Source organism: Pinisolibacter sp. (assembly GCF_036782435.1).
Lineage (GTDB): Bacteria > Pseudomonadota > Alphaproteobacteria > Rhizobiales > Ancalomicrobiaceae > CALBKH01.
Window position 1 is genome coordinate 1 of the sequence record NZ_DAIPZB010000035.1, and the last position, 24,171, is coordinate 24,171.

Annotated in this window: 25 protein-coding genes; 11 read left to right on the forward strand and 14 right to left on the reverse strand. The window is 69.6% G+C overall.

Features of this window, described 5'->3' with window-relative positions:
• Positions 1–219 precede the first annotated feature (219 nt).
• The 4 genes from V7Q42_RS15035 to V7Q42_RS15050 form a co-directional block, all read right to left on the reverse strand.
• Complete coding sequence (locus tag V7Q42_RS15035) at positions 220–1,017, reverse strand: ABC transporter ATP-binding protein (RefSeq protein WP_333824910.1); 798 nt, start codon at positions 1,015–1,017, stop codon at positions 220–222.
• Positions 1,014–2,063, reverse strand: a complete 1,050-nt coding sequence (locus tag V7Q42_RS15040) for a FecCD family ABC transporter permease (RefSeq protein WP_333824911.1) — start codon at positions 2,061–2,063, stop codon at positions 1,014–1,016. Before V7Q42_RS15040 ends, V7Q42_RS15035 begins: the two co-directional genes overlap by 4 nt.
• Positions 2,060–3,175, reverse strand: a complete 1,116-nt coding sequence (locus tag V7Q42_RS15045; protein WP_333824912.1) for an ABC transporter substrate-binding protein — start codon at positions 3,173–3,175, stop codon at positions 2,060–2,062. The genes V7Q42_RS15040 and V7Q42_RS15045 overlap by 4 nt, the downstream gene beginning before the upstream one ends.
• Before the next feature lie 150 nt (positions 3,176–3,325).
• On the reverse strand, positions 3,326–3,688 hold the full coding sequence (locus V7Q42_RS15050; protein ID WP_333824913.1) for a DUF2946 family protein: 363 nt from the start codon (positions 3,686–3,688) through the stop codon (positions 3,326–3,328).
• Positions 3,689–3,979: 291 nt separating this feature from the next.
• Between V7Q42_RS15050 and V7Q42_RS15055 the strand changes: the two genes are divergently transcribed.
• Positions 3,980–4,411 (forward strand): Hsp20 family protein, encoded by a 432-nt coding sequence (locus V7Q42_RS15055; protein ID WP_333824914.1) that lies wholly within the window; start codon positions 3,980–3,982, stop codon positions 4,409–4,411.
• A gap of 80 nt (positions 4,412–4,491) precedes the next feature.
• Positions 4,492–4,749 (forward strand): DUF1150 domain-containing protein, encoded by a 258-nt coding sequence (locus V7Q42_RS15060; protein ID WP_333824915.1) that lies wholly within the window; start codon positions 4,492–4,494, stop codon positions 4,747–4,749.
• A 195-nt stretch (positions 4,750–4,944) separates the two neighbouring features.
• Here the strand turns inward: V7Q42_RS15060 and V7Q42_RS15065 are convergent, their stop codons facing one another.
• The 9 genes from V7Q42_RS15065 to V7Q42_RS15105 form a co-directional block, all read right to left on the reverse strand.
• Complete coding sequence (locus tag V7Q42_RS15065; RefSeq protein WP_333824916.1) at positions 4,945–5,409, reverse strand: PTS sugar transporter subunit IIA; 465 nt, start codon at positions 5,407–5,409, stop codon at positions 4,945–4,947.
• 199 nt (positions 5,410–5,608) lie between these two features.
• Positions 5,609–6,181 carry a ribosome hibernation-promoting factor, HPF/YfiA family gene (gene hpf / locus V7Q42_RS15070; RefSeq protein ID WP_333824917.1) on the reverse strand — a complete coding sequence of 191 codons (573 nt, stop codon included), beginning with the start codon at positions 6,179–6,181 and terminating at the stop codon, positions 5,609–5,611.
• 198 nt (positions 6,182–6,379) lie between these two features.
• Complete coding sequence (gene rpoN, locus V7Q42_RS15075; protein WP_333824918.1) at positions 6,380–7,960, reverse strand: RNA polymerase factor sigma-54; 1,581 nt, start codon at positions 7,958–7,960, stop codon at positions 6,380–6,382.
• Between the two features lie 138 nt (positions 7,961–8,098).
• Positions 8,099–8,812 carry an LPS export ABC transporter ATP-binding protein gene (gene lptB / locus V7Q42_RS15080; RefSeq protein WP_442958210.1) on the reverse strand — a complete coding sequence of 238 codons (714 nt, stop codon included), beginning with the start codon at positions 8,810–8,812 and terminating at the stop codon, positions 8,099–8,101.
• Positions 8,813–8,957: 145 nt separating this feature from the next.
• Complete coding sequence (locus V7Q42_RS15085; RefSeq protein ID WP_333824920.1) at positions 8,958–9,536, reverse strand: LptA/OstA family protein; 579 nt, start codon at positions 9,534–9,536, stop codon at positions 8,958–8,960.
• Positions 9,537–9,543: 7 nt separating this feature from the next.
• Complete coding sequence (gene lptC, locus V7Q42_RS15090) at positions 9,544–10,278, reverse strand: LPS export ABC transporter periplasmic protein LptC (RefSeq protein WP_333824921.1); 735 nt, start codon at positions 10,276–10,278, stop codon at positions 9,544–9,546.
• A 50-nt stretch (positions 10,279–10,328) separates the two neighbouring features.
• Positions 10,329–10,943 carry a ribonuclease D gene (locus tag V7Q42_RS15095; RefSeq protein ID WP_333824922.1) on the reverse strand — a complete coding sequence of 205 codons (615 nt, stop codon included), beginning with the start codon at positions 10,941–10,943 and terminating at the stop codon, positions 10,329–10,331.
• A gap of 126 nt (positions 10,944–11,069) precedes the next feature.
• Positions 11,070–11,543, reverse strand: coding sequence for a hypothetical protein (locus V7Q42_RS15100; protein ID WP_333824923.1), 474 nt, complete (start codon positions 11,541–11,543; stop codon positions 11,070–11,072).
• A 10-nt stretch (positions 11,544–11,553) separates the two neighbouring features.
• Positions 11,554–11,967 (reverse strand): bacteriohemerythrin, encoded by a 414-nt coding sequence (locus V7Q42_RS15105; RefSeq protein ID WP_333824924.1) that lies wholly within the window; start codon positions 11,965–11,967, stop codon positions 11,554–11,556.
• 212 nt (positions 11,968–12,179) lie between these two features.
• Between V7Q42_RS15105 and V7Q42_RS15110 the strand changes: the two genes are divergently transcribed.
• The 9 genes from V7Q42_RS15110 (at position 12,180) to V7Q42_RS15150 (ending at position 21,843) form a co-directional block, all read left to right on the forward strand.
• A complete protein-coding gene (locus tag V7Q42_RS15110) occupies positions 12,180–12,965 on the forward strand; it encodes a 3-hydroxybutyrate dehydrogenase (RefSeq protein WP_333824925.1) in 786 nt (261 codons plus the stop codon).
• Positions 12,966–13,189: 224 nt separating this feature from the next.
• The gene (locus tag V7Q42_RS15115; protein WP_333824926.1) at positions 13,190–13,681 is read left to right on the forward strand and encodes a hypothetical protein; all 492 of its coding nucleotides are present in this window, start codon (positions 13,190–13,192) and stop codon (positions 13,679–13,681) included.
• A gap of 95 nt (positions 13,682–13,776) precedes the next feature.
• Positions 13,777–14,469 carry a phosphoribosylanthranilate isomerase gene (locus tag V7Q42_RS15120; protein ID WP_333824927.1) on the forward strand — a complete coding sequence of 231 codons (693 nt, stop codon included), beginning with the start codon at positions 13,777–13,779 and terminating at the stop codon, positions 14,467–14,469.
• Positions 14,466–15,704, forward strand: coding sequence for a tryptophan synthase subunit beta (gene trpB / locus V7Q42_RS15125; protein WP_333824928.1), 1,239 nt, complete (start codon positions 14,466–14,468; stop codon positions 15,702–15,704). Before V7Q42_RS15120 ends, trpB begins: the two co-directional genes overlap by 4 nt.
• Before the next feature lie 8 nt (positions 15,705–15,712).
• Positions 15,713–16,552, forward strand: a complete 840-nt coding sequence (trpA, locus tag V7Q42_RS15130) for a tryptophan synthase subunit alpha (RefSeq protein ID WP_333824929.1) — start codon at positions 15,713–15,715, stop codon at positions 16,550–16,552.
• A 180-nt stretch (positions 16,553–16,732) separates the two neighbouring features.
• The gene (gene accD / locus V7Q42_RS15135; protein WP_333824930.1) at positions 16,733–17,620 is read left to right on the forward strand and encodes an acetyl-CoA carboxylase, carboxyltransferase subunit beta; all 888 of its coding nucleotides are present in this window, start codon (positions 16,733–16,735) and stop codon (positions 17,618–17,620) included.
• Positions 17,621–17,645: 25 nt separating this feature from the next.
• Entirely contained in the window at positions 17,646–18,989 is a 1,344-nt protein-coding gene (locus V7Q42_RS15140) for a bifunctional folylpolyglutamate synthase/dihydrofolate synthase (protein WP_333824931.1), read from the forward strand.
• Between the two features lie 101 nt (positions 18,990–19,090).
• On the forward strand, positions 19,091–21,361 hold the full coding sequence (locus tag V7Q42_RS15145; protein WP_333824932.1) for an FAD-binding protein: 2,271 nt from the start codon (positions 19,091–19,093) through the stop codon (positions 21,359–21,361).
• A 17-nt stretch (positions 21,362–21,378) separates the two neighbouring features.
• Entirely contained in the window at positions 21,379–21,843 is a 465-nt protein-coding gene (locus tag V7Q42_RS15150; protein WP_333824933.1) for a MarR family winged helix-turn-helix transcriptional regulator, read from the forward strand.
• A 46-nt stretch (positions 21,844–21,889) separates the two neighbouring features.
• Here V7Q42_RS15150 and V7Q42_RS15155 read toward each other — a convergent pair whose 3' ends face one another.
• A complete protein-coding gene (locus tag V7Q42_RS15155; RefSeq protein WP_333824934.1) occupies positions 21,890–24,163 on the reverse strand; it encodes a transglycosylase domain-containing protein in 2,274 nt (757 codons plus the stop codon).
• Positions 24,164–24,171 lie beyond the last annotated feature (8 nt).

Here is a 24,171-nt window from a genome sequence, read left to right on the forward strand (position 1 = left end):
ATAGCGGCCCGGCGGCTGGGCGGCGCGGGGGCCCGGCGGCATAGCGGCGGGGCGGCGGGCGGCGGGCGGCGGAGCGAAAGATGCCCGGGGCGGGCGCACGCGTGCGACGCGCGCGGCCGGGAACGCGGCCGCCGGAGAGCGGTGCGACGGGTCACGAGGGAAGAAGGGGAAGGTCGGGGAGACGCGGGGTGGGGCTGACCCGCGCGCCTCCCCGACCGCTCAGGCGCGGCCGCCAGGGGCGGCGGCGGCCGGCCGAGAGATGCCCGCGGCGAGGGCGCCGAGGGGGGTGACGGTGGGCAGAGCCTCGTCGTCGAGGGTGATGCGGGCGGTGACGCCCCACACTTCGGCGAGAAGGCCGTCGTCGATCACCGCATGGGGAGGGCCGCAGCGGCGAAGCCGGCCATCGTGGAGAACGGCGAGGCGATCGGCGAAGCGGGCGGCGGCGTTGAGATCGTGCAGGGTGACGATGGTGGTCAGGCCGCGGGAGCGCGTCTCGCGGCGGACGAGATCGAGGAGGTGAAGCTGGTTCCTGAGATCGAGGGCGCTGGTCGGCTCGTCGAGGAAGATCACCCTCGGCTCGCGGGCGAGCACCTGGGCGAAATGGACGAGCTGTCGCTGTCCGCCGGAGAGTTCGCCGATGTGGGCCTCGGCGAGATGGGCGACGCCGACGACGTCGAGGGCGCGCGAGGCGGCGGCGAGATCGCCTTCCGACACCTTGACCCCGAGCCGCGACAGGCGGCCGAGCAGCACCACCTCGAAGACGGTGAGCGCGGCGCGCGCGGCGGTGTCCTGCGGCATGTAGCCGATCACCTCGCGGGGCGTCGCCGCATGGTCGCCGAAGCGCACGCGGCCCCGGTGCGGGAGCATGCCGCAGAGCGTCTTCAGGAGCGTCGTCTTGCCCGAACCGTTGGGTCCGACCAGCGCCGTCACCGTGCCCGGTTCGGCGGAGAAGTCGAGACCGTGGAGAATGTCGCGTCCGCCGAGACGGACGCCGAGATCGTCGGCCGTGATCCTCACCAGAAGGCCCTCCGTGTGCGCATCACCAGGAAGAGGAAGAAGGGGACGCCGATCAGCGCCGTGACGATGCCGATCGGAAAGATCGCGCCGGGCACCACCGACTTGGAGACGATCGAGGCCGCGGACAGGACGAGCGCACCGCACAGCGCCGCACCCGGCAGGAAGAAGCGTTGGTCCTCGCCGATGGTCATGCGCGCCACGTGCGGGGCGACGATGCCGACGAAGCCGATGGTGCCGACGAAGGCGACCGCGGCGGCCGTCAGCACCGAGACCACCGCCAGCGAGCGCATCCTCAGCCGCGCCACGTCGACGCCGAGGGCGCGGGCCTTCTCGTCGCCGAGCTTCAGCGCGGTGAGTTTCCAGGCGTCGAGAGCGAGGATCGGCAGCATCACCGCGACGAGACCGGTGACGATCGCAAGCCGGCCCCAGGTGGCCCGCGTCAGACTGCCGAAGAGCCAGAAGACGATCTCGGCCAGCGCCTCGGGCGAGGCGATGAACTGCAACAGCGAGGTCAGTGCCTGGAACAGGAAGAGCAGGGCGACGCCGGCGAGGACCAGACCCTCCGGCGTCGAGCCGCGCGCCCGCCCGAGCCCCCAGACCAGGGAGGAGGCGAGCGAGGCGAAGAGGAAGGCGGCGAGCGGGATCGCCTCCGCCTCGGGCAGCGGCAGCACCGCGCCGAAGACGATGACCAGAGCCGCACCGAAGCCGGCGCCCGACGCCACACCGAGCGTGTAGCCGGAGGCGAGCGGGTTCGCCAGGATCGTCTGCATCACCGCCCCGGTGAGACCGAGCGCCGCCCCGACCACCAGCGCCATCGACGCCACCGGCAGACGGATCGACCAGACGATGGTGTCGACGGTGCGATCCTCGGCGAGGCGCAGGATCGAGCGAGCCACCGTCCACGGCGACAGGAACGCCGGGCCGGTGGCCACGTCGACGACGAAGGCGACGACGATCAGGGCGAAGACCACGCCGAGGGTGGCCCGGCGGCGACGGGCGAGCCGCCGCCAGGCTTCCGCGTGGTCCGGGGCGGCGACGCCGCTCATGCGAGCGACGCCATCCAGGTGCCGGAGAAGGGCACCGGCAGGTACTTCGCGTGGTACTCGGCGAAGGACTTCACCGGATCGACGTCGGCGAAGGCGGCCGGATAGAGCCGCTTGGCGATGTACTGCATCGCAACGTAGTCGAAGAGGGTGCGGGCGAGGCCGTGCTCGATGGCGTGGATCTCGCCCGATTTCACCGCCTTCAGACCCGCCCAGCCGGGCCGTGCGGCATAGGGCGCCAGCGTCTTGCGGGTGGTGGCGAGGTCGGTGTCGTAGCCGGTCTTCACCGCGTTCGGCCGGTTCACCCAGGACGATCCGGCGATGAAGACGAAGTCGGGATCTGCGGCCAGCACCATCTCGGGGTTGAGCGGCCCCCAGGGTCCCGGCAGCTTGCCCTCGGCGATGTTCTCGGCGCCGAGCAGAGTGGCGATCTTGCCCCACATGGTGCCGGAATAGGAGTTGCCGATCTTCTCGGCGCCGTCGCGGCCGAGTTCGAAATGGATCTTCGGCTTCACCTTCGGGGCGGCGGCGGCGATGCGGTCCATGATGTCGCGGTAGCGGGTCTCGTAGAGGCTCGCCAGTTCCTCGGCCCGCGCCTCGGCGCCCATCACCGCGCCGATCGCCCGGGTCGAGGCGAGATGGCGGTCGAGGAGCTGGGCGTTGTAGTCGACGACGACGATCGGGATACCCGCCGCCTCGAGCTGGGCGCGCTGGGTCTCCAGCACCTTCCAGCCCCATTCGGCGAGGAACAGCACGTCGGGCTCGAGCGCGATCACCTTCTCGACGTTGAACGAGTTCTCGTCGGTGTTGCCGATCTCGGGCATCGCCGCGAGGTTCGGAATGATCGGCTTGTATTTGGCGAAGATCGCCGGACGCCAACCCTCCCAGAGGCTGCGCGACATGCCGACGACGCGCTTCCAGCCGTCGACGCCGGAGACGGCGGTGAATTCCTCGAAGTTGAAGTTGACGACGACGCGCTCGACCCTGGTCGGCACCTCGACCTTGCGGCCGAGGGCATCGACGACGGTGCGGGTGGCGGCGTGAGCGCGGCGGGAAAGGGCCGGCAGTGCGGCGAGGCCGGCGGCGCCGGCGAGAAGCGAACGACGGGTGATCATGGGTCTGAAGTCTCTCGTCCGGATCCGCTCGGGTCGGCGCGACGGGCATCCGACGCATCGCGAGCGCTCGGACGGTCTGTCGTCGTCACCACGGGCCGCGTGGCGGATCGATCGTGTCTGGAACGGGGGCGCGCGCGTTCGCGCGGATGGTCAGACGAGAGCGGGAGGAGCGCGAGCGCGGGCGCGGTCGGGCGCGCGTCGGCCGACGAGGTCACGGCTCTCGTCGGTCCACACCACGGCGAGGACGACCTCGACCGCGACCGGCAGTTCGGCCGCTTCGACCGGCGGGGCCATGCCGCCCTTGCAGACGACGTCGCAGAGGCGACAGGCCTCATCCGTTCCGGCGGGCTGGTCGGGGTCGCCGGGGCCGGCGTGGCCGCAGATCCAGGCGCCGGCGAGGGGGTCGGTGGCGGCGGCGACCATGTTGGCGCCGGCGAGGACCGGGGCGACGATCTGCACGATCATCGCCAGCCACACGCCCAGCCAGATGGTTCGCTTGCGCAGCGACGTCACCGTTGCCGTTCCCCCTTCGAGGCGCCCAATGGACACCGCTCGAACCGATTTGTCGAGGGACGTGATGTCCCGGAGGGGATCACGCGCGATCGACCGTGAGCAGCTTCCCCCGAGGGGCGAGCGACCGCATTACCGGAAATCAACCGTTCCGCCGGCCGAACGCGCCGCGACGGCGCCGGCGCTTGAACCGCTTTCGCCGGCGCACCATATTGCGGAAGACGGGCTCCGCCCGGGCGGTCGCTCCGGAAATGGGGGCCGTGATCGACGGTCGCTTCCGGTGAGGACCTCGTGATGTCGCGTTTTCCGGGCTTCTCCAGCCCCTTCCTGCTCGGCTTCGACGAGATCGAGCGTGTGCTCGATCGGGTCTCGAAAGCCGCCGCCGACGGCTACCCGCCGTACAACATCGAGCGCATCTCGGCCGACGACGACCGGCGCGACGTCCTGCGCATCACGCTCGCGGTCGCCGGGTTCACCCGCGACCAGCTCGACGTGACGCTGGAGGACAGCCAGCTCGTCATCCGCGGACGGCAGGTCGACGACGATCGGCCGCGCCAGTTCCTGCATCGCGGTATCGCCGCGCGCCAGTTCCAGCGTGTCTTCGTGCTCGCCGAGGGCATCGAGGTCGCCGGCGCCGAGTTGAAGGACGGGCTTCTCGCCATCGACCTCGCTCGGCCGGAACCCGAACGCGTGGTCCGCCGCATCGACATCGCCGGCGGCGAATGAAACGACCGACCGCATTTCACTTCGACGCTCCCGCCGATCGCGGGGGAGCGAACGAAACCCCGTCCAACGAGGAGGGACCCATGAGCAACCAGACCGCAGGCCCGCTCTACACCGCGGAAGTCTTCGCCCATCTCGGCGAAGGACACGTCGCCTATGTGCGCGAGGTGAAGTCCGAGGATCTCGGCGCCCTCGTCCCCGACGCGCCGCCGGTGCCGCCGGGACTGAAGCTGTGGGCGCTGATCGGCGCCGCAGGCACCCCCATCCTGATCTCCGACGATCGCGACGCGGCCATCGCCGGCGCCGAGGAGAACGATCTCGTCATGGTGGCGCTGCACTGATACTGGGCTGATGAATTTCGGACTCGTCCGAAATTCATCAGCGTTACGGCCTGACCGGCCGACGCCCGTTCGGGCTTGCCATCGCCCATGAAGTTCTGAACAGGTCGGAACTTCATGGGCTCGGTATGACGCCCGGCGCGACGCGATCCGGCCGCGGACGGCGGTCGGATCCGGCGTCGCGGGCCGCACGCCGCCTCAGGCGGCGTCGGGGGTCGGGGCGTGGATGAGGAGCGCGTAGAGGGCGCTCGGGTCCGCGCTGGCGCGCAGTTTGGCCGTCACTGCGCCGTCGCGCAGGACGCGGGCGATGCGGGCGAGCGCCTTGAGGTGATCGGCGCCGGCGCCGACCGGCGACAACAGCGTGAAGATCAGATCGACCGGCAGGCCGTCTTCCGAATCGAAATCGATCGGCCGTTCCAGCCGCGCGAAGATGCCGACGAGCCGGGCGAGGCCCGGGACCGGTCCGTGCGGGATGGCGATGCCGTGGCCGACGCCGGTCGAGCCGAGGCGCTCGCGCTGGAGCAGCACGTCGAAGATCTCGCGCTCGGGAATGCCGGTGACGACGGCGCCGCGGCCCGCCAGTTCCTGGAGGACCTGACGCTTCGATTTGGCCTTCATGGCCGGAACGACCGCTTCGAGGCCGAGGAGATCGCCGAGATCCATGAAGGTGCCGTCGCGAATCCTGTCGAGGGACCACCGCGCCTTCGGCGCGTGTACCCATTCCGTCGCCTTCGTTTAGCGGAAGTTCGTGACGGATGAAACCGCGAGCCGTCACATCCGCGCGGTTTCCACCGCGAGAGTCGTTCGTCTCGCCGCCGAGGGCGAGCGGCCGCGACGCGTGGACGTCGCGGCCGAACTCGGATCAGGCGTTGCCGAGGGTCGGATCGACCCAGCCGATGTTGCCGTCGTCGCGACGATAGACGACGTTGAGGCCGCCGTGGCCGGCGTTCCGGAACATCACGAAGGGCGCACCGGTCAGGTCGAGTTCCTGGACCGCATCGCCGACCGACAGAACCTTGAGCGGCTTGGTCGATTCGGCGATGACCGCCGGATGGAAGTCGACCGGGACCTCCTCGTCCTCGCCCGGCGCCTCGAGCACGCGATAGGCGGTCTCGACGGCGTGGGCACGACCTTCGGCATTGTGGTGTTCGCGCAGACGGCGCTTGTAACGACGCAACTGCTTCTCGATGCGATCGATCGCCTGATCGACACTGAGATACGGATCCTGCGCCGCGCCGACCGCCTGTACGGTGATGCCGGTGCCCAGATGCAGGGCGCACTCGGTCCGAAAACCGATACCTTCCTTCTCGACGGTCGCGTGGCCCTTGTAGGTGCCCGCGAAATACTTGGCCAGCGCTTCACCGACGCGCTGCTCCGCGTGTCCGCGCAGCGATTCGCCGATGTCGACATTCTTGCCGGAAACCCTGAGGGTCATGGATTCTCGACCTCCCGGTCGGCCGCCGGACCCCTCACGAGGAGCGGCGGCCATCTTGCTTCGTCACGCCCGTCTCCCTGTCGGCGCCGGACCGAACCTCGGTTCGATCCACCTCGGGGAGGCGGTCAGTCGGATCGGTCCCGGTTCGCCGGCGGCCGGCCTCTGGGCGAGACGGCCGGGGGTGGGAGCGGGACCACTTCAGGCCAGCACCTGCTTTTCCCTGCGGCGCTGGACGGAAGAGGGTATGTTCATCGCCTCACGGTATTTTGCGACCGTTCGGCGTGCGATGTCGATTCCTGCTTCGCGCAGCATCTTCACGATCGTGTCGTCGGACAGGACGTCGTCCGCCGTCTCGCGATCGATCAGTTCCTTGATGCGGTGGCGAACCGACTCGGAGGAATGGGCTTCGCCACCCTCGGCGGAGGCTATGGCCGAAGTGAAGAAATACTTCAACTCGAAGATGCCTCGCGCCGTCGCCATGTATTTGTTGGAGGTGACGCGGCTCACCGTCGACTCGTGCATGCCGACGGCGTCGGCGATGATCCGGAGATTGAGCGGCTTCAGGTACTGGATGCCGTGGGTGAGGAAGGCGTCCTGCTGGCGGACGATCTCGCTCGCCACCTTGAGGATGGTCTTGGCGCGCTGATCGAGGCTCTTCACCAGCCAGTTGGCCGTCTGCATGCACTCCGACAGATAGAGCTTGTCCTTCTCGCCGCGCGCCGCCTTGGCGACCTGGGCGAAATAGGTCTGATTGACCAGGACCTTGGGCAGCGTCTCGGAATTCAGTTCGACGAGCCAACCGCCGTCGGGACCGGCCCGGACCACCACGTCGGGCACCACCGGCTGGACCACCGCCGAGCCGAAGGCGTTGCCGGGCTTGGGATCGAGGGCGCGGATCTCGGCCACCATGTCGGCGAGATCCTCGTCGTCGACCCGGGTGAGCTTGCGCAGGGCGGCGAAGTCGCGTCTGGCCAGAAGCTCGAGGTTCTCCACCAGGGTGCGCATGGCCGGATCGTAGCGGTCGCGTTCCTTCAGCTGCAGCGCCAGGCATTCCTGGAGATCGCGGGCGCAGACGCCGGCGGGATCGAAGCCCTGCAGGATCGCCAGAACCTCCTCGACCAGCTCGATCGGCGCGCCGAGCTTCTCGGCCACCGAGGCGAGGTCGGTGCGCAGGTAGCCGGCTTCGTCGACGGCGTCGAGGAGATAGCGGCCGATCATGCGGCGCATCGGATCGGAGACGGCGAGCGCCAACTGCTCGGCGAGATGATCGGCGAGCGAGGTTTCGGCCGCCACCCAGGATTCGAGATCGTAGCCCTCGTCGGAGCCGCCGGCGCGGCCGGAGGTCTGCGACCAGGTCTCGCCGACCAGCCGGCTCGGATCCAGGCCTTCCGGCGCGGCGTCGTCCTGGAAGACGTTGGTGTAATCGGCGTCGAGACGCTCGCCGAGATCGGGCGCGTCGTTGTCGAAGGCGGTGTCGAGCGCCGGCCCGGACCCGTCGATGCCGGCTTCGGCGGCCTCGGCGGCGAAGTCCGACGTCTCGCCGTTCGCCGCACCTTCGGCAGCGCCATCGGTCGCGGCCGGCGCTTCGGCGGCCGGCTCGAGGGTCGGCCGATCCTCGCTCTCGTCGCGTTCGAGGAGCGGATTGCGTTCGAGTTCGGCGTCGACGTAGGCGACCAGATCGAGACTACCGAGTTGAAGCAGCTTGATCGCCTGCATCAACTGCGGCGTCATCACCAGAGACTGGCTCTGTCTGAGCTCCAGTTTCGGGGTGAGCGCCATCCGGCGGTCGCATCCTCTCGTCGTGAAACCGGAGCGGTTGGTCCGGTTCTTGCCTGTCGAAAGACAAGTGTTATCCCACCCGGGCGGCCCGGCAAAGGGAATTCTGCCGATCCGACGGGACGGAAGAATCCGGATGGTTCAGAAACTGAATCCTTCGCCGAGGTAGAGGCGGCGGACATCCGGGTTGTCGACGATCTCGCGCGGGTGGCCCTCGGTCAGGACGTGGCCGCCGGCGATGATGAAGGCGCGGTCGATCAGGCCGAGGGTTTCGCGGACGTTGTGGTCGGTGATGAGCACGCCGATGCCGCGCTGCGTCAGGTGGCGCACCAGCGCCTGGATGTCGCCCACCGCGATCGGGTCGATGCCGGCGAAGGGCTCGTCGAGCAACATGAAGGAAGGGCGCGAGGCGAGCGCGCGGGCGATCTCACAGCGCCGACGCTCACCGCCGGACAGCGCGATCGACGGCGACTTCCTCAGGTGCTCGATGTGGAATTCGGCGAGCAGTTCCTCGAGGCTCTCCTTGCGGCGGCGGCGATCGCTCTCCACCACCTCGAGCACCGCCATGATGTTGTCCTCGACCGACAGGCCGCGGAAGATCGAGGCTTCCTGCGGCAGATAGCCGATGCCGAGGCGGGCGCGGCGGTACATCGGCAGATTGGTGATGTCGTAGCCGTCGAGTTCGATGCGGCCGGCGTCGGGGCGGATCAGGCCGGTGATCATGTAGAAGACGGTGGTCTTGCCGGCGCCGTTGGGGCCGAGCAGGCCGACCGCCTCGCCGCGATGGACGTCGAGGGAGACGTTCTCCACCACCCGCCGCTTCTTGTAGGCCTTGGCGACCGCATGGACGATCAACCCCTCGGCGTGGGCCGGCCCGTCGACCGGGTGGCCGCCCTCGGTGGGAGGCGCGAGAGTGCGCGCGGCGAGTGCGCCAGGAAGGGGAAGCAGTCTCACGGGTGGCTCCCGGGCCGAGATGGGTCGGACGATACGGCGATGCGGATCACTGGCCGGCGGGCTTGCCGCCCTCCTTCGGCTCGAGGATCAGCTGGACGCGGCCGCCGGTGTTCTCGAGCTTGTAGCGGCCGGTCTTCAGGTCGACCGACAGCTTGTCGCCACGCGCCACGTTCTTTCCTTGCGTCAACACCACCTGGCCGGTGATCTGCGCGGTCTGCGAGCGCATGTCGAACCAGCCCTGGTCGCCGGTGACCGTCTGGTCCTTCTGATTGATCAGGATGCGGCCCTCCGCCTCGAAGCGGCGGATCTGCTGGTTGGAACCGGCGGCCGGCTGGGCGACGCCGTCGGCGGCCTTGCCTTCGTAGAAGACCTTGAGACGCTGGGTCTTCAGCACGGTGTCGCGCTGGCGGACGTTGACGTTGCCGGTGAAGACGGCGTTGCGGTCGCGGTCCATGACGTCGAGGCTGTCCGCCTCGATCTGGATCGGATCCTTGCCGTTGGAGCCGAGGCCCTTGAAGGCTTCCGACATCGCGCCCTCGCCGGCGGCGAAGGCCGGCGCGACGCACAGGAGGCCGGCGGCGAGAGCCAGGCCGGCGCGGACGGGAGCGAGGTGCGATCGGGTCATGGTCATCTCACGGACGAGGTGGGGAGGCCGCCGGTCCCTCGCCGGTCGTCGCGCCGGGAAGGAGAAGCATACGGACGTTACCAGTGAAACGGATGCGGTGGCCACCGTCGGAGACGTCGACGCCGTCGGCGTCGATACTGCCGGTGCGGCCGGTGATGCGTACCGCCGATCCGGTGTTGATGTGACCGTTGCTCAGATCGGTCTCGGCGTGTTCGCTCACCGCCCGCCAGCCGTTGGAGGTGGTCACGGTCACCGAACCGTCGAGGGTGAGCCATTCGCGGGTGCCGTCGTAACGGCCGCGTGCCGACTCGATCTTGGTCCAGCTGCCGTCGGCCATCTCGATCCGGCCGTCGATGCCTTCGAGGCCGATGATCTTCGGGTTCTGGATGTTCTGGAAGGCGCGTGCGGCCGAGACGTCGTAGGCGCGGCCCTCGGCGTGGCCCGACAGGTGCGGCTCGACCATGGTCAGGCCGTCCTTCGAGAAGAGCACGTTCTTGACGTCGAGCGCGCCCAGCAGGCGCGACTGGACCCAGGCGACGGCGACGATGCCGAGGACGATCACGATCGCCGCCGTCGGCAGCAGGATCTTCAGGCGGCGGACGCGACGGGAATGACGATCGGCGGCGATGCGGGCGGCCGTCGGCAGGGGCGCCGGGCGCAGACGCGACGCCGGCGCGGCGTGACGCAGGTCGTCGTCGCCGATCCCTCCTCGTCCGATTGCTCCGTCCATCGCTTCGCTCATGTCGCGTCCGTCGGCGTGGTCCGCCCGTTCTCTTGGACCAGGATCGTGGCTCAGGAATGGTCGAGGATGTCGCCGTCGAGCCATCCCATGAGATCGAGCCGCGCCCGGGTCGGCAGGTAGTCGAAACAGGCCTGCGCGATGTCGGCGCGACCCTCGCGCTCGAGGACGGGCTTCAGCTTGTCGACCAGGGCGTGGAGATGGAGCACGTCGGAGGCGGCGTAGTTCATCTGCGCGTCGCTGAGGTCCGCCGCCCCCCAGTCGGAGGACTGCTGCTGCTTCGACAATTCGACGCCGAGGAGGTCGCGGCAGAGATCCTTCAGACCGTGGCGATCGGTGTAGGTGCGGGTCAGCTTGGAGGCGACCTTGGTGCAGAAGATCGGCTGCGGCATCACCCCGAAGGCGTGGAACAGCACCGCCAGATCGAAGCGGGCGTAGTGGAAGATCTTGGTGACCTTCGGATCGGCGAGGAGTTTCTCGAGATTGGGGGCGCGCTTCTGGCCGAGAGCGATCTTGACCACGTCGACGGTGCCGTCACCGGGCGACAGTTGCACGACGCAGAGCCGGTCGCGATGCGGCAGGAGCCCCATCGTCTCGGTGTCGATGGCGACGCTGTCGCGGTAGTTCGCCAGGTCGGGAAGATCTTCGTGATGGAAACGGATGGTCATGAAATGGGCTCACTCCGGCGCGTCCGCGCGATCGGCGCGAAGCACTCCGCTCCGCCCGCTTCGCGCCGGAATACCACGACGGGCGTCGCGAAACGACCCCCGGTGGCCGGCGCTCGGGTGCGGACGTCACAAACCTCCGTGAGCGCCGAGGACCGCACCTGTCACGGTGACGAGCGCGGCGAAGGAGAGCACGCGGTGCAGGCGCAGCACGAGGCGCATGGTGCCATCGGGATCGACGGCGGCGCGGTTCGAGAACCAGCGGTGGAGCACCAGCGGTTCGAGCACGAAGAGCACCAGGGTGAATATCGCCCACAGCGCCACCATCGCATGCATGAACCAGAAGCGGCCGGGATCGAGGAAACGATCGAAGGCCTCCATCCGCCAGGTGAGCCAGAAGCCGCTCGCGCCGGCGAGAACCGTGGAGATGCGTGCCTGGAAGGCGAAGCGATTCTCCACCTCCTCGAAGAAGGCGACACGCCGCGCCGGCTCGGCGAAGCGCGCGACCGCCGGCAGGATCACGAAGGTGACGAACCAGACGCCGCCGATCCAATGGGCGACGGCCGCGACGTGAACCGCGCGGAGGACCGTGAACTCGTCCATGCGGGTGACGTCACTCTGCCGGCAGGCGGAGATTGTCGAAGGCGTTCGCGGCGAGACCCCCGGTCAGGAAGCGCGACGTGACGAGATCGACGCTCGCCACGTGGCCGGCCAGCAGTTCGGCCAGCACTTCGCCGATCAGGCGGCGCACGGTGGCCGCATCGCCGCTCTCGACGATGCGACGCGCCGCGTCGAACTCGGAGAGCACGAGGGCGTGTTGGGTCTTGTGGCAGTGGGCGATCGGCAACTGCGCCTCGTCGATCAGCACTTCCTCGCGGGTGAAGTGGTCGCGCACCTCGGCGTCGATCTCGGCGAACAGGGCCGCCAGATCGGCATCGGCGGTCGATCCGACACGCTCGAACATCGCATGCAACTTCTCGTGATCGGCGTCCATCTCGGGCACACCGAGAACCAGGACTTCGCTCATCGTCGGCCTCGCCTCGATCTTCTCATCCGTCCGCTGCCTAGACCCGCGTGTCCCGCCACGCCTTGACCGATGTCGAGAACGACCGGAAAAAACAAACGTAGCGCTTGTCCGACGGCGAGCCTCTTTCCAAGATGCCACGCCAGCGCGGCGACGACACCCCGGACGGTTGTCGCACCCCGCGTCACGTTCAATCCCCGATCGAGGAAGATCCCATGAGCTTCAAAGGCAAGACCGCCCTGGTGACCGGTTCGACCAGCGGCATCGGCCTCGCCGTCGCCACCCGCTTCGCCTCGCTCGGCGCCAACGTCGTCCTCAACGGCTTCGGCGACGCCGCCGAGATCGAGAAGATCCGAGCGTTCCTCGCCGCGACCCACGGCGTCGAGGTGACCTACGACGGTGCCGACATGTCGAAGCCGGCCGAGATCGCGGCGATGGTGGAGAAGGCGATCGCCCGCTTCGGCGCCGTCGACATCCTGGTCAACAACGCCGGCATCCAGTTCGTCTCGCCGGTGGAGGACTTCCCCATCGAGAAGTGGGACGCGATCATCGCCATCAACCTCTCCTCGTCGTTCCACACCATCCGCGCGGCGCTGCCGGCGATGAAGGCGCGAGGAGCCGGCACGATCATCAACATCGCCTCGGCGCACGCGCTGATCGCCTCGCCGTTCAAGTCGGCCTACGTCTCGGCCAAGCACGGCGTCGCCGGCCTGACCAAGACGGTGGCGCTCGAGGTGGCGGAGATGGGGATCACCTGCAACGCCATCTGCCCGGGCTACGTGCTGACGCCGCTGGTCGAGAAGCAGATCCCCGACACGGCCAAGGCGCGCAACATGACCGAAGAAGAGGTGATCAAGAAGGTCATCCTCGAGGCGCAGCCGACCAAGCGCTTCGTCAAGGTCGAGGAAGTGGCCGGCATCGCCGCCTTCCTCGCCTCGCCCGACGCCGCCTCGATCACCGGCGCGACGATCTCGGTCGACGGCGGCTGGTCGGCGCGCTGAGCGCCGACCCACGAAGGAACATCGGCGCGTCGAGCGCCGGCGCGAGACGTATTTCGGCGCGGGGGCTCCCTCCCCCGCGCCGCATTCTCTTTCGCGGGAATCCCTGACGAAACGGCACGGATCTGCGTAGCGATACGGAATGGCGGGCCGGCGCGGACGGGTCCACGCTGAGCGATCGGACACCCGGCGACGAGACCGGGGCCGGGATGGCGGAGGGTACGGCGATGCGGACGGTCATGACATCGATGTTCGTCGCTCTGGCGACGGTCGCGGCGAATGCGGCGGAGACGGCGGCGGACAAGTTCGTCGGCGAGATCGTCTCGACCTGCGCCGTCTCGGCGACGGTCAAACAGGTCAGGGCGCACTATTCCAACCGCTTCGTGCCCGAGAACAAGACGGCGGCGACGGAGCTGCCGAAGGCGCTGAAGCCGTTCATCGGCGAGGCGGCGGCGGAGAAGAAAGAGGGCTACGTCGCGGTGCGCGTGCCGATCAAGGCGACGGTCAAGGGGCTGAAGGTGATGCGCGTCAACTTCACCATCGGGGTGGAGAACGGCATCGACGCCCAGGTGGTCACCTTCGCCGCACCCCTCGATCAGGTGGAGAAGAAGCTCGGCGACACGGTCAGGAAGATCCGCGCCAAGGGCGCCGAGGGCATCGAAGTGCTGCTCGAACCCGAAGGCGAGACGACCGACTACGTCTGCGACCACTCGATGTGAGGCGCGCCGGCGACATGCCGGCCGCGCCGAAACAATGGACATGAGCCGCGCGTCGTGGCACTGATCGCCGCTTTCGTGAGGAGACGGCGGCCATCATGGCGCTCGACGTGAAGATCTGCGGCCTGAAGACGGTCGAGGCGGTCGAGGCCGCCCTCGCCGCCGGTGCCGATCTTCTCGGTTTCGTCTTCTTCCCCAAGAGCCCGCGCAACGTGTCCGTCGCCGAGGCGGCGGCGCTCGCCGCACCGGCGCGCGGCCGGGCGAGGATCGTGGCGCTGGCCGTCGATCCCGACGATGCGCTCGTCGAGGCGATCGTCTCCGGGCTCCAGCCCGACCTCCTCCAGTTGCACGGCAAGGAGACGCCGGAGCGCGTCGCCGAGATCGGCGCGCGGTGGGGGATCGAGATCATGAAGGCGATCCCGATCGCCGAGGCGGACGACCTCGCCGTCGTGCCGGGATACGTGCCGCGCGTCTCGCGCATCCTGTTCGACGCCAAACCGCCGAAGACGCCGCAGGCGCTGCCCGGCGGCAACGGTCTTCCCTTCGACTGGCGGCTGGTGCGCGACCTCGACCCGGGTCGGCCGGTCATGCTATCGGGAGGGCTCGATCCCACCAACGTGGCGGAAGCGATCGCGGTGACCGGGGTTTCCGCCGTCGACGTCTCGTCGGGGGTGGAGAGCGCGCCCGGCGTCAAGGATCCCGAGAAGATCGCCGCCTTCGTTCGCAATGCCCGTGCCGCCGCGACCGGCGCGCGCCGCCCCCAGACCGCAACCGAGGACCTCGAGCCTTGAACACCACGCCCAATTCGCTGCGCAACGGTCCCGACGACCGCGGCTTCTTCGGCCTCTACGGCGGCCGCTTCGTCGCCGAGACGCTGATGCCGCTGATCCTCGAATTGGAGCAGGCCTACGCCGATGCCAAGGCCGACCCGAGTTTCGAGGCGGAGCTCTCGGCGCTGTCGACCCACTACGCCGGACGGCCGAGCGCGCTCTACTACGCCGAGCGGCTGACCGAATGGTGCCGCGAGAAGTCGGGTGGCAAGTTCGGCGCCGAGATCTGGTTCAAGCGCGAGGAGCTGAACCACACCGGCTCCCACAAGATCAACAACTGCCTCGGCCAGATCCTGCTCGCCCGCCGCATGGGCAAGACGCGGATCATCGCCGAGACCGGCGCCGGCCAGCACGGTGTGGCGTCGGCCACCGTCTCGGCCCGTTTCGGCCTGCCCTGCATGGTCTACATGGGCGCCGTCGACGTCGAACGGCAGAAGCCCAACGTCTTCCGCATGAAGCTGCTCGGCGCGGAAGTCACCCCGGTCACCTCCGGCGCCGGCACGCTCAAGGACGCGATGAACGAAGCTCTTCGGGATTGGGTCACCAACGTCGCGGACACCTACTACCTGATCGGCACGGCGGCGGGTCCGCATCCCTATCCGGCGATGGTGCGCGACTTCCAGTCGGTGATCGGCTCGGAGACCAAGGCGCAGTTCTTCGCCCAGAAGGGCAAGCTGCCGGACACCGTCGTCGCCTGCATCGGCGGCGGCTCGAACGCCATCGGCCTGTTCCATCCCTTCCTCGACGACCCGTCGGTCGAGATCGTCGGCGTCGAGGCCGGCGGCCACGGCATCGACGTCGAGAACGGCCATGCCGCCTCGATGACCGGCGGCCGTCCGGGCGTGCTGCACGGCAACCGCACCTATCTTCTCCAGGACGGCGACGGCCAGATCCTCGAGGGCCACTCGATCTCCGCCGGCCTCGACTATCCGGGCGTCGGGCCGGAGCATTCGTGGCTGAAGGACACCGGCCGCGTCAGCTACGTGCCGGCGACGGACAAGGAGGCGCTCGAGGCGTTCCAGGTCTGCTCGCGGCTCGAGGGCATCATCCCGGCGCTGGAGCCGAGCCACGCGCTCGCCCATGTGCTGAAGATGGCGCCGACCATGGACAAGGACAAATCGATCGTCCTGTGCCTGTCGGGCCGTGGCGACAAGGACGTGTTCTCGGTCGCCGACCACCTCGGCGAGACGATGTGAGAGACGCCATGACCGAAACCCGCATCTCCCGCCGCTTCGCCGAATGCGCGGCCGCCGGCCGCCCGGCGCTCGTCACCTTCGTGATGGCCGGCGATCCCGACCTCGAGACGTCGCTCGCCGTGGCGAAGACGCTCGCCGCGTCGGGCGCCGACGTCATCGAACTGGGCATGCCCTTCTCCGATCCGATGGCCGACGGCCCGGCGATCCAGGCGGCCGGCCAGCGGGCGCTGAAGGGCGGCCAGACGATGGCCAGGACGCTCGATCTCGTCCGCCGCTTCCGCGAGAGCGACGCGACGACGCCGATCGTGCTGATGGGCTACTACAACCCGATCTACGTCCGCGGCTCCGAGGCCTTCGTCGCCGAGGCGAAGGACGCCGGGGTCGACGGTCTGATCATCGTCGACCTGCCGCCGGAGGCCGACGACGAGCTGTGCCTGCCGGCGCTCGGCGCCGGCCTCAACTTCATCCGCCTGGCGACGCCGACCACCGACGACCGGCGTCTGCCGGCGGTGCTCGCGAACACCTCCGGTTTCGTCTATTACGTCTCGATCACCGGCATCACCGGCTCGGCGGCGCCGGACGCGACCAAGGTGGCGGAGGCGGTCGGCCGCATCAAGCGCCACACCGGCCTGCCGGTCGCGGTCGGCTTCGGCGTGCGCGACGCGGCGACGGCCCGCGAGATCGGCCGCAACGCCGACGGCGTGGTGGTCGGCTCGGCGCTGGTGGCGGCGATCGCCGCCTCGCTCGACGCGGACGGGCGCGCCACGGCGAAGACCGTGCCGGCGATCGGCACGCTCGTCGCCGACCTCGCCTCGGGGGTGCGTGCGGCGCGCCTCGCGGCGGAATGATGCCATCGGCCATCGAAACCGACCGATGGTATTCCTGGCGCGAATTTCTCATGCCTCTGATGCAGATGAGAAATTCGCGCGCCTTCAGAGGCCGGGCGCATCGGCGCCTCCGGCCTCTGGTATGATCACGGGCCGGCGCGTCCGCGCGCCGTTGCGAACCACGTCCGGAGTATCGACCCAGTGAACTGGCTCACCAACGTCGTCCGACCGAAGATCAAGAACCTCCTGACCAAGAAGGAGGTTCCCGAGAACCTGTGGATCAAGTGCCCCGAGACCGGCGAGATGGTGTTCCATCGCGATCTCGAGGCGAACCAGTACGTGGTGCCGGCGTCGGGCTACCACATGCGCGTTCCGGCCAAGATGCGCCTCGACACGCTGTTCGACGGCGGCGAGTGGGAGGCGATCCCCTTGCCGACGGTCGTCGCCGATCCGCTCAAGTTCCGCGACGAGCGCCGTTATTCCGACCGCATCAAGGACGCCCGCGCCAAAACCGGCAAGGAGGACGCGGTCCTGGTCGGCCACGGCACGCTCGACGGACTGCCGGTGACCGCGGCGGTACAGGACTTCGAGTTCATGGGCGGGTCGCTCGGCATGGCGGCGGGCGAAGCGATCGTCGTCGGCCTGGAGACGGCGCGCGAGCGCGGCACGCCCTTCGTGCTGTTCGTCGCCTCGGGTGGCGCGCGCATGCAGGAGGGCATCCTGTCGCTGATGCAGATGCCGCGCACCACCGTGGCGGTGCAGGCGCTGCGGCGGGCTCGGCTGCCCTATTTCGTCGTGCTCACCAACCCGACGACCGGCGGCGTCACCGCCTCCTACGCCATGCTCGGCGACGTCCACATCGCCGAACCGGGGGCGCTGATCGGCTTCGCCGGGCCGCGCGTCATCGAACAGACGATCCGCGAGAAGCTGCCGGAGGGCTTCCAGCGCTCCGAATATCTCTACGATCACGGCATGGTCGACATGGTCGTCCACCGCCACGAGATCCGCGCCACGCTCTCCCGCCTCGCCCATCTCTTCATGAAGAGGGCGTCGCCGGAGAAGCCGGGAACCGCCGTGGTGGCCGCCTGAGGCCGCCGCACTCGGGGAGGCGTCGATGACCGGCCCGTCGGGTGATCCGTCCCGGACGCCGTCCGCCGGCGCCTCGCCGCTCGACGCTCTCGTCGCGCGCATGGCGGTGACGATCCCCGCCGGCTGGGACTTCGGGCTCGAGCGGATGACGCGGGTGCTCGCCCGCCTCGGCGACCCGCACTTGCGGATTCCGCCACCGTTCCACATCGCCGGCACCAACGGCAAGGGCTCGGTCGGGGCGCATCTGCGCGCCATGCTGGAGGCGTCCGGCCGTACCGTCCACGCCTTCACCTCGCCCCATCTCGTCCGTTTCAACGAGCGCGTCCGCGTCTCGGGTAAGCTGGCGGGCGACGAGATGCTAGTCGACGCGATCGAACGGGCCGAGGCCGCCAATGCCGGCGAACCGATCACCTTCTTCGAACTGACGACGCTCGCCGCCTTCCTGCTCTTCGCCGAACATCCGGCCGACGTGACCCTGCTCGAGGTCGGCCTCGGCGGCCGGCTCGACGCCACCAACGCGGTCACCGACCGCCTCGTCTCGGTGATCACCTCGATCTCGATCGACCACGAGAAGTTCCTCGGAACCACACTCGCCGCGATCGCCGGCGAGAAGGCCGGCATCGTCGAGCGCGGCCGGCCGGTGGTGTCGAGCCCGCAGGCGGACGAGGTCGTCGCGGTGCTGGAGCGCGCCGCGGCGCGGGCCGGCGTGCCGCTCCTCCTCGGCGGGCGCGACTGGACGGCGACGACGGAGGACGGCCGCCTCGTCTTCCGCAGCGAACACGGGCTCATCGACCTGCCGCCGTCGCGTCTCGTCGGCGCGCATCAGACGATCAATGCCGGCACCGCCATCGCGGCGCTGGAAGCGAGCGGCCTCGACGTCGGCGCGGACGCGATCGAGCGCGGCCTCTCGACCGTCGACTGGCCGGCACGGATGCAGCGGCTGACCCGCGGCGCGCTCGTCGACCTCGTCCCCGGGGGCGAGATCTGGCTCGACGGCGGCCACAATCCCGGTGCCGGCGAGGTCGTCGCCGCGGCGCTCGCCGACCTCGGCCGGCGGGCGCCGAAGCCGCTCCATCTCGTCGCCGGCATGCTGGAGACCAAGGATCCGATCGGCTTCTTCCGCCCCTTCGCCGGTCTCGCGACGTCGGTCGCCTGCGTGCCGGTCACCGGCGACCATCCCGGACGGCCGCCGGCGGCGCTGGCCGAAGCGGCGCGCGCCGCCGGTCTCGCGGCGACGGTCCACGCGCGCCCGGAAGAGGCGCTGCGGGCGATCGCGGCGGCGGCACGCGAGCCGATCCGCCTCCTGATCTGCGGCTCGCTGCATCTGGCCGGCGAAGTGCTGGCGAAGAACGGCACCCCACCCGCCTGAACCGGCCTCCTCCGTCCGCTTCGGCATGCCCGCATCGGTGTCATTGTATCTTCATAGTTTATAATATAAACTGTTCATATGTGGAACTTTGGAGAAGAGCCATGGCCGAGCGGTGGGATGCGATCGTCGTCGGATCGGGGATCGGCGGTCTGAGCGCGGCGGGGCTTCTCGCCCGGGTCGCCGGCAAGCGCGTCCTGGTGCTGGAGAAGCACTTCGAACGAGGTGGGCAGACCCACGTCTTTCGTCGCGACGGCGCGCCCTGGGACGTCGGCCTGCACTATGTCGGCAATCTCGAGCCGGGAACCTTCGAACGAAAGCTGTTCGACTTCCTTTCCGGTGGTGCGCTCGCGTGGAACCGCATGGCCGACGACTTCGAGCGCTTCGTCTATCCCGACCTCGAGTTCCGTGTGCCTTCCGATCCCAAACGCTACGAGGCACGGCTGATCGAGCGTTTCCCCGAAGAGGCGGCGGCGATCCGGCGCTGGTTCCGAGACCTGCGCGCCGCCGCACGGTGGTACGTCCTCGCCCTCCAGCAGCAGATGATGCCGGCGCCGCTCGGTCGTCTCGTCGGTTGGTATCGCCGCTTCGGCGCCGATCTCGCCACCCGCACCACCGGCGAGCATCTCGACCGCACTTTCCGCTCGCCGCAGCTGAAGGCCCTGCTCGCCTCGCAGTGGGGCGACTACGGGCTGCCACCGAGGGAGAGCGCCTTCGCTCTCCATGCGTTGGTGGTCGCCAGCTATTTCCGGGGCGCCTGGTACCCCGAAGGCGGCGCCGGCCGCATCGCCCGCACCTTCGAGACCGGTATCGAAGCGGCCGGCGGTGAGATCCGGGTTTCGCACGAGGTGACCGAGATCCTCGTCCGCGACGGCCGCGCCGTCGGGGTCGAGGCGGTGGACCGACGCGGGCCGGAACCGGTCACGGTGAGGTTCGAGGCGCCGATCGTCGTTTCCGACATCGGCGCACGCCTCACCTACGAGACGCTGCTCGCCACCGACGGCGAGATCGGCCGTCGCACCGCGGCGATCCGCGCCCGCCTCGCCGGCCTCGACGGCGGTGTCTCGGCGGTGACGCTCTACGTCCGCCTGAAGGAACCCGCGTCGACCCTCGGGGTCGCCGGCGAGAACGTCTGGATCAACACCGCGTACGACCACGACGATCTCGACGGAGGCACCGCGGCGGCGATGGCGGGCGAACCACGCCACGCCTATCTGTCGTTCCCGTCGGCCAAGTCGGGCGACGACCGCTTCCACACCGCCGAGATCATCACCATGCTGCGGCCGGAGGCGTTCGACGTCTGGCGCGGCACGACGGGCGGTGATCGCGGCGCCGACTACGTCGCTCTCAAGGACCGCATCGCCGCCGGCCTCCTCGGCCTCGCGGAAAAGGCGGTGCCGGGTTTCGCGGCGCAGGTAGGTTACGCCGAATTGTCGACGCCGCTGACGGTCGAACAGTTCACCTCGCATCCGCGAGGTCGCTTCTACGGTCTGGCGGGACGGCCGGAGCGCTACCGCGGCGATCCGATCACCAGCCGGACGCCGATCGACGGGCTCCATCTCGCCGGCTGCGACGTCGCCAGCCTCGGCATCGTCGGGGCGATGATCGGCGGTGTCATCGCCGCGAGCGGCATCCTCGGGTCGGCGGGCTTCCCGCGCATCATGGCGAAGGTCGGCCGTGGTCCGGCAGCGGCCACCCCCGTGCCCGCCGCGCGACGTCCGCCGGAGAAGCGTCCGGCGCGGCTCGTCGCCTCGATGGCCCTGACGCCGACGATCCGGCGGCTCGAATTCGAGCTCGAAGCCCCCCTCTCCTTCGTTCCCGGCCAATACGTCAAGCTGCGTGTCGCGCCGTTCGAATGGCGCGACTATTCGATCGCCGGGGTCGAGGGGCGGCGGCTGACGCTCCTGGTGTCGAACCGCACCGGCGGCGACGGCTCGCGGTTCGCCGACACCGTAGCGCTGGGCGCCGAGACCGAGATCGAAGGCCCGCTCGGTGCCTTTCGGTCGGCGCCGGGCGACCACCGCCGGGTGTTCGTCGCCACCGGCACGGGGCTGGCGCCGTTCCTGGCGATGTTCCGGCAATCGGCGGCGGCGGGCGAGAGCGCGCGGGACGAGCTCTTCTTCGGCTGCGCCACGCCGGCCGACGACCTCACCCGCCATCTCTCCGGCCTGCCGGCAAAGACCACGGTGTGCACGAGCCGAGCCGAACCGCCGGCCGGCGGTGTGCGCGGGTGGGTGACCGCGGCACTGGCGCAGCTCGTCTTCGATCCCGCGACGACGGACTTCTACGTCTGCGGCTCGGCGGCGATGGTGGCCGACTGCCGTGCCGTCCTGGCGGCGGCCGGGGCGCGGCGGGTCTTGACGGAGCCGTTCTGATCGACCCACAAACGACGATGAAATCCTCGTCCTGGTTCACCGAGACCGAAGTCTTCCTCATGCACGAGATCGTCGCCCGCTTCGACCGGCTGGCGCGGCGCCTGGTGCTCGACGACCACGGCATCAGCTATGCCGAGTTCCTCATCGCCATGGCGGTGCGGGAGATGGGGCGGCCGACGCAGAACGAGGTGTGCGAACTGCTCGACACGAGCAAGTCGCTGGTCAGCCAGCGCGTGGGTGCGTTGGCGGCCAAGAACATCCTCGTCCAGCACCGCGATGCGGAAAACCGGCGGCAGGTCCGTCTCGAGTTGACGCCGACGGGTCGCGAGACGCTGGAGACGATCTACGGCGAACTGGCGACCCATGCCGCGCCGGCCTTCGAAGCGATGGGCGCCGCCCGCCCCGGCTTCCGCACCGCCCTCCTCCGCCTGCGCGACGCGCTGATCGAGAAGGAGACGGAGGGTGCGGGCGGGACGGGCTGATGGGCGCCGCGGCTCGCCGAAGTCGCCGAAGGTCCGGTGACGGGTCTCACCCGCCGAAGAGCTTTCCGAGCAGGTCCGTCAGGCCCCGCGGCCGCTCCTCGGTCCGCATCACGCTGCCGGTGGTCGCCGGGTCGGCCGGACGGGGGCGGGACGAGGTGGGCAGCGGCGCGGCGGTGGCGCTGGCGGCGGGGAGCGCCGCATCGGCGGACGACGGGGCGCCCGCCAGCCGCTCGATCGTGGTCGGCAGGCTGCTTCCGGGGATCGCCACCGCCTGATGGCCGCGGTGGGCGTCGAGCATGAAGCGCTGCCAGACCACGGCGGCGAGCGAGCCGCCGGTGCCGCGCTTGGTCGGGGCGCCGTCGTCGTTGCCGAGCCAGACGCCGGTGGTGAGCATCCCCGTATAGCCGATGAACCAGGCGTCGCGGAAATCCTGGGAGGTGCCGGTCTTGCCGCCGGCCGGCCAGCCGGGGATCTGCGCCTTCCTGGCGGTGCCGGAGGCGAGGGTCTCGGCCAGCATGGTGTTCATCTCGGCGAGCGGCACCGGATCGATCACCCGGCCGATGCCCGAGCCCTTGCGGGCGTAGAGCACCTTGCCGTCGGCGGAGGTGATGCGGGTGACGATGTGCGGGACGATGCCGAGGCCGCCGTTGGAGAAGGGCACGAAGGCGGCGGTGATCTCGAGCGGCGTCACCTCGGAGGTGCCGAGTGCGATCGAGGGCGTCGCCATCAGCGGCGAGGTGATGCCCATGCGCATCGCCGTCTCGGCGACGTTCTTCGGGCCGACCTCGACGGCGAGCTTGGCCGCCACCGTGTTGATCGAATGGGCGAGCGCGTCCTTCAGCGTCACCGGGCCCTTGAAGCCCTTCTCGTAGTTCTTCGGGCTCCACCCCTTGTAGGTGAAGGGTTCGTCGGAGCGGATGGTGTCGGGGGTGAGCCCCTTCTCCATCGCGGCCAGATAGACGAAGGGCTTGAAGGTCGAGCCGGGCTGGCGCTTGGCCTGGACCGCCCGGTTGAACTGGCTCTTGGAATAATCGACGCCGCCGACCAGCGCCTTGACCGCGCCGCTCGGGTCGATCGAGACGACCGCGCCCTGGCTGACGTCCTTCTTGTCGCCGAACTGCGCCATGCCGGCCTGCAACGCGGCTTCCGCCAGCATCTGCAGCGACGAGTCGATGGTCGTGGTGACGACGATGTCCTTGTCGACGGCGCCGATCCAGCTCGGCAGCTGATCCATCACCCAGTCGGCGACGTAGTTCTCCGAGCCGTTGTCGACCCGGGCGTAGCTCATGTGCGGCTGGGCCAGCGCCATGGCGCGCTGATCGGGGGTCAGCACGCCGGTGTCGACCATGGCGGCGAGCACCACTTCGGCGCGGCCGCGCGCCTTCTCCGGGTCGTGCGAGGGGGCGTAGCGCGACGGCGCCTTGAGGAGACCGGCGAGCATCGCCGCCTCCATCGGGTTCACCTCGCGCGCCGACTTGCCGAAGTAGCGCCGCGCCGCGGCATCGACGCCGTAGGCGCCGGCGCCCATGTAGACGCGGTTGAGGTAGAGCTCGAGGATCTGATCCTTCGAATATTCGTGCTCCAGCCACAGCGCCAGCAGCACCTCCTGGACCTTGCGGCCGAAGGTGCGCTCCTGGGTCAGGAAGAGGTTCTTGGCGAGCTGCTGGGTGAGCGTCGAACCGCCCTGGGAGACGCCGCGGCGGGTGAGGTTGACCGCGACGGCGCGCAGGAGGCCGATCGGATCGACGCCGAAATGCGAGCGGAAGCGCCTATCCTCGATGGCGACGACGGCGCCGGGCAGCCACGGCGGCATGTCGGCGAGGCGGACGGCCTCGCCACCGGTGTCGCCGCGATTGCCGACCAGTTTGCCGTCGGCGGAGACGATCTTGACGTTGGCGGGGCGCTTCGGCACCGCCCATTCGGAGGTCGGCGGCAGGCGGGCGCCGTAGTAGACGACGACGCCGGCGACGGCGATGCCGGCCCAGATCGACAGCACCAGTCCCCAATAGACGAGACGGCGCAGGGCCCGGCCGAAGCCGCCCGGCGGACGACCACCCTTGCGGCGAGAGCGGCGGGGCCGGCGTTCGGAAACGTCCTCGTCCATGATCTCGGTCTCGTCGGCGGAGCCGCTCCGGCGGCGGGACCGCTCTTCGGAGCGATACGAAGCGGCGACGTCGTCCTCGCCGGCGGCGAAGGAGGGCTCGTGGCGATCGCGACCACGGTCGCGCGACGGACGGCGGCGGGCGGGGCCGCGCATCGGCGTCGGCCGGTCCTCCGGGCCGAGGCGCAGGTCGAGGCGGTCCGGCTCGTCGGCAGGCATGTCGAAGA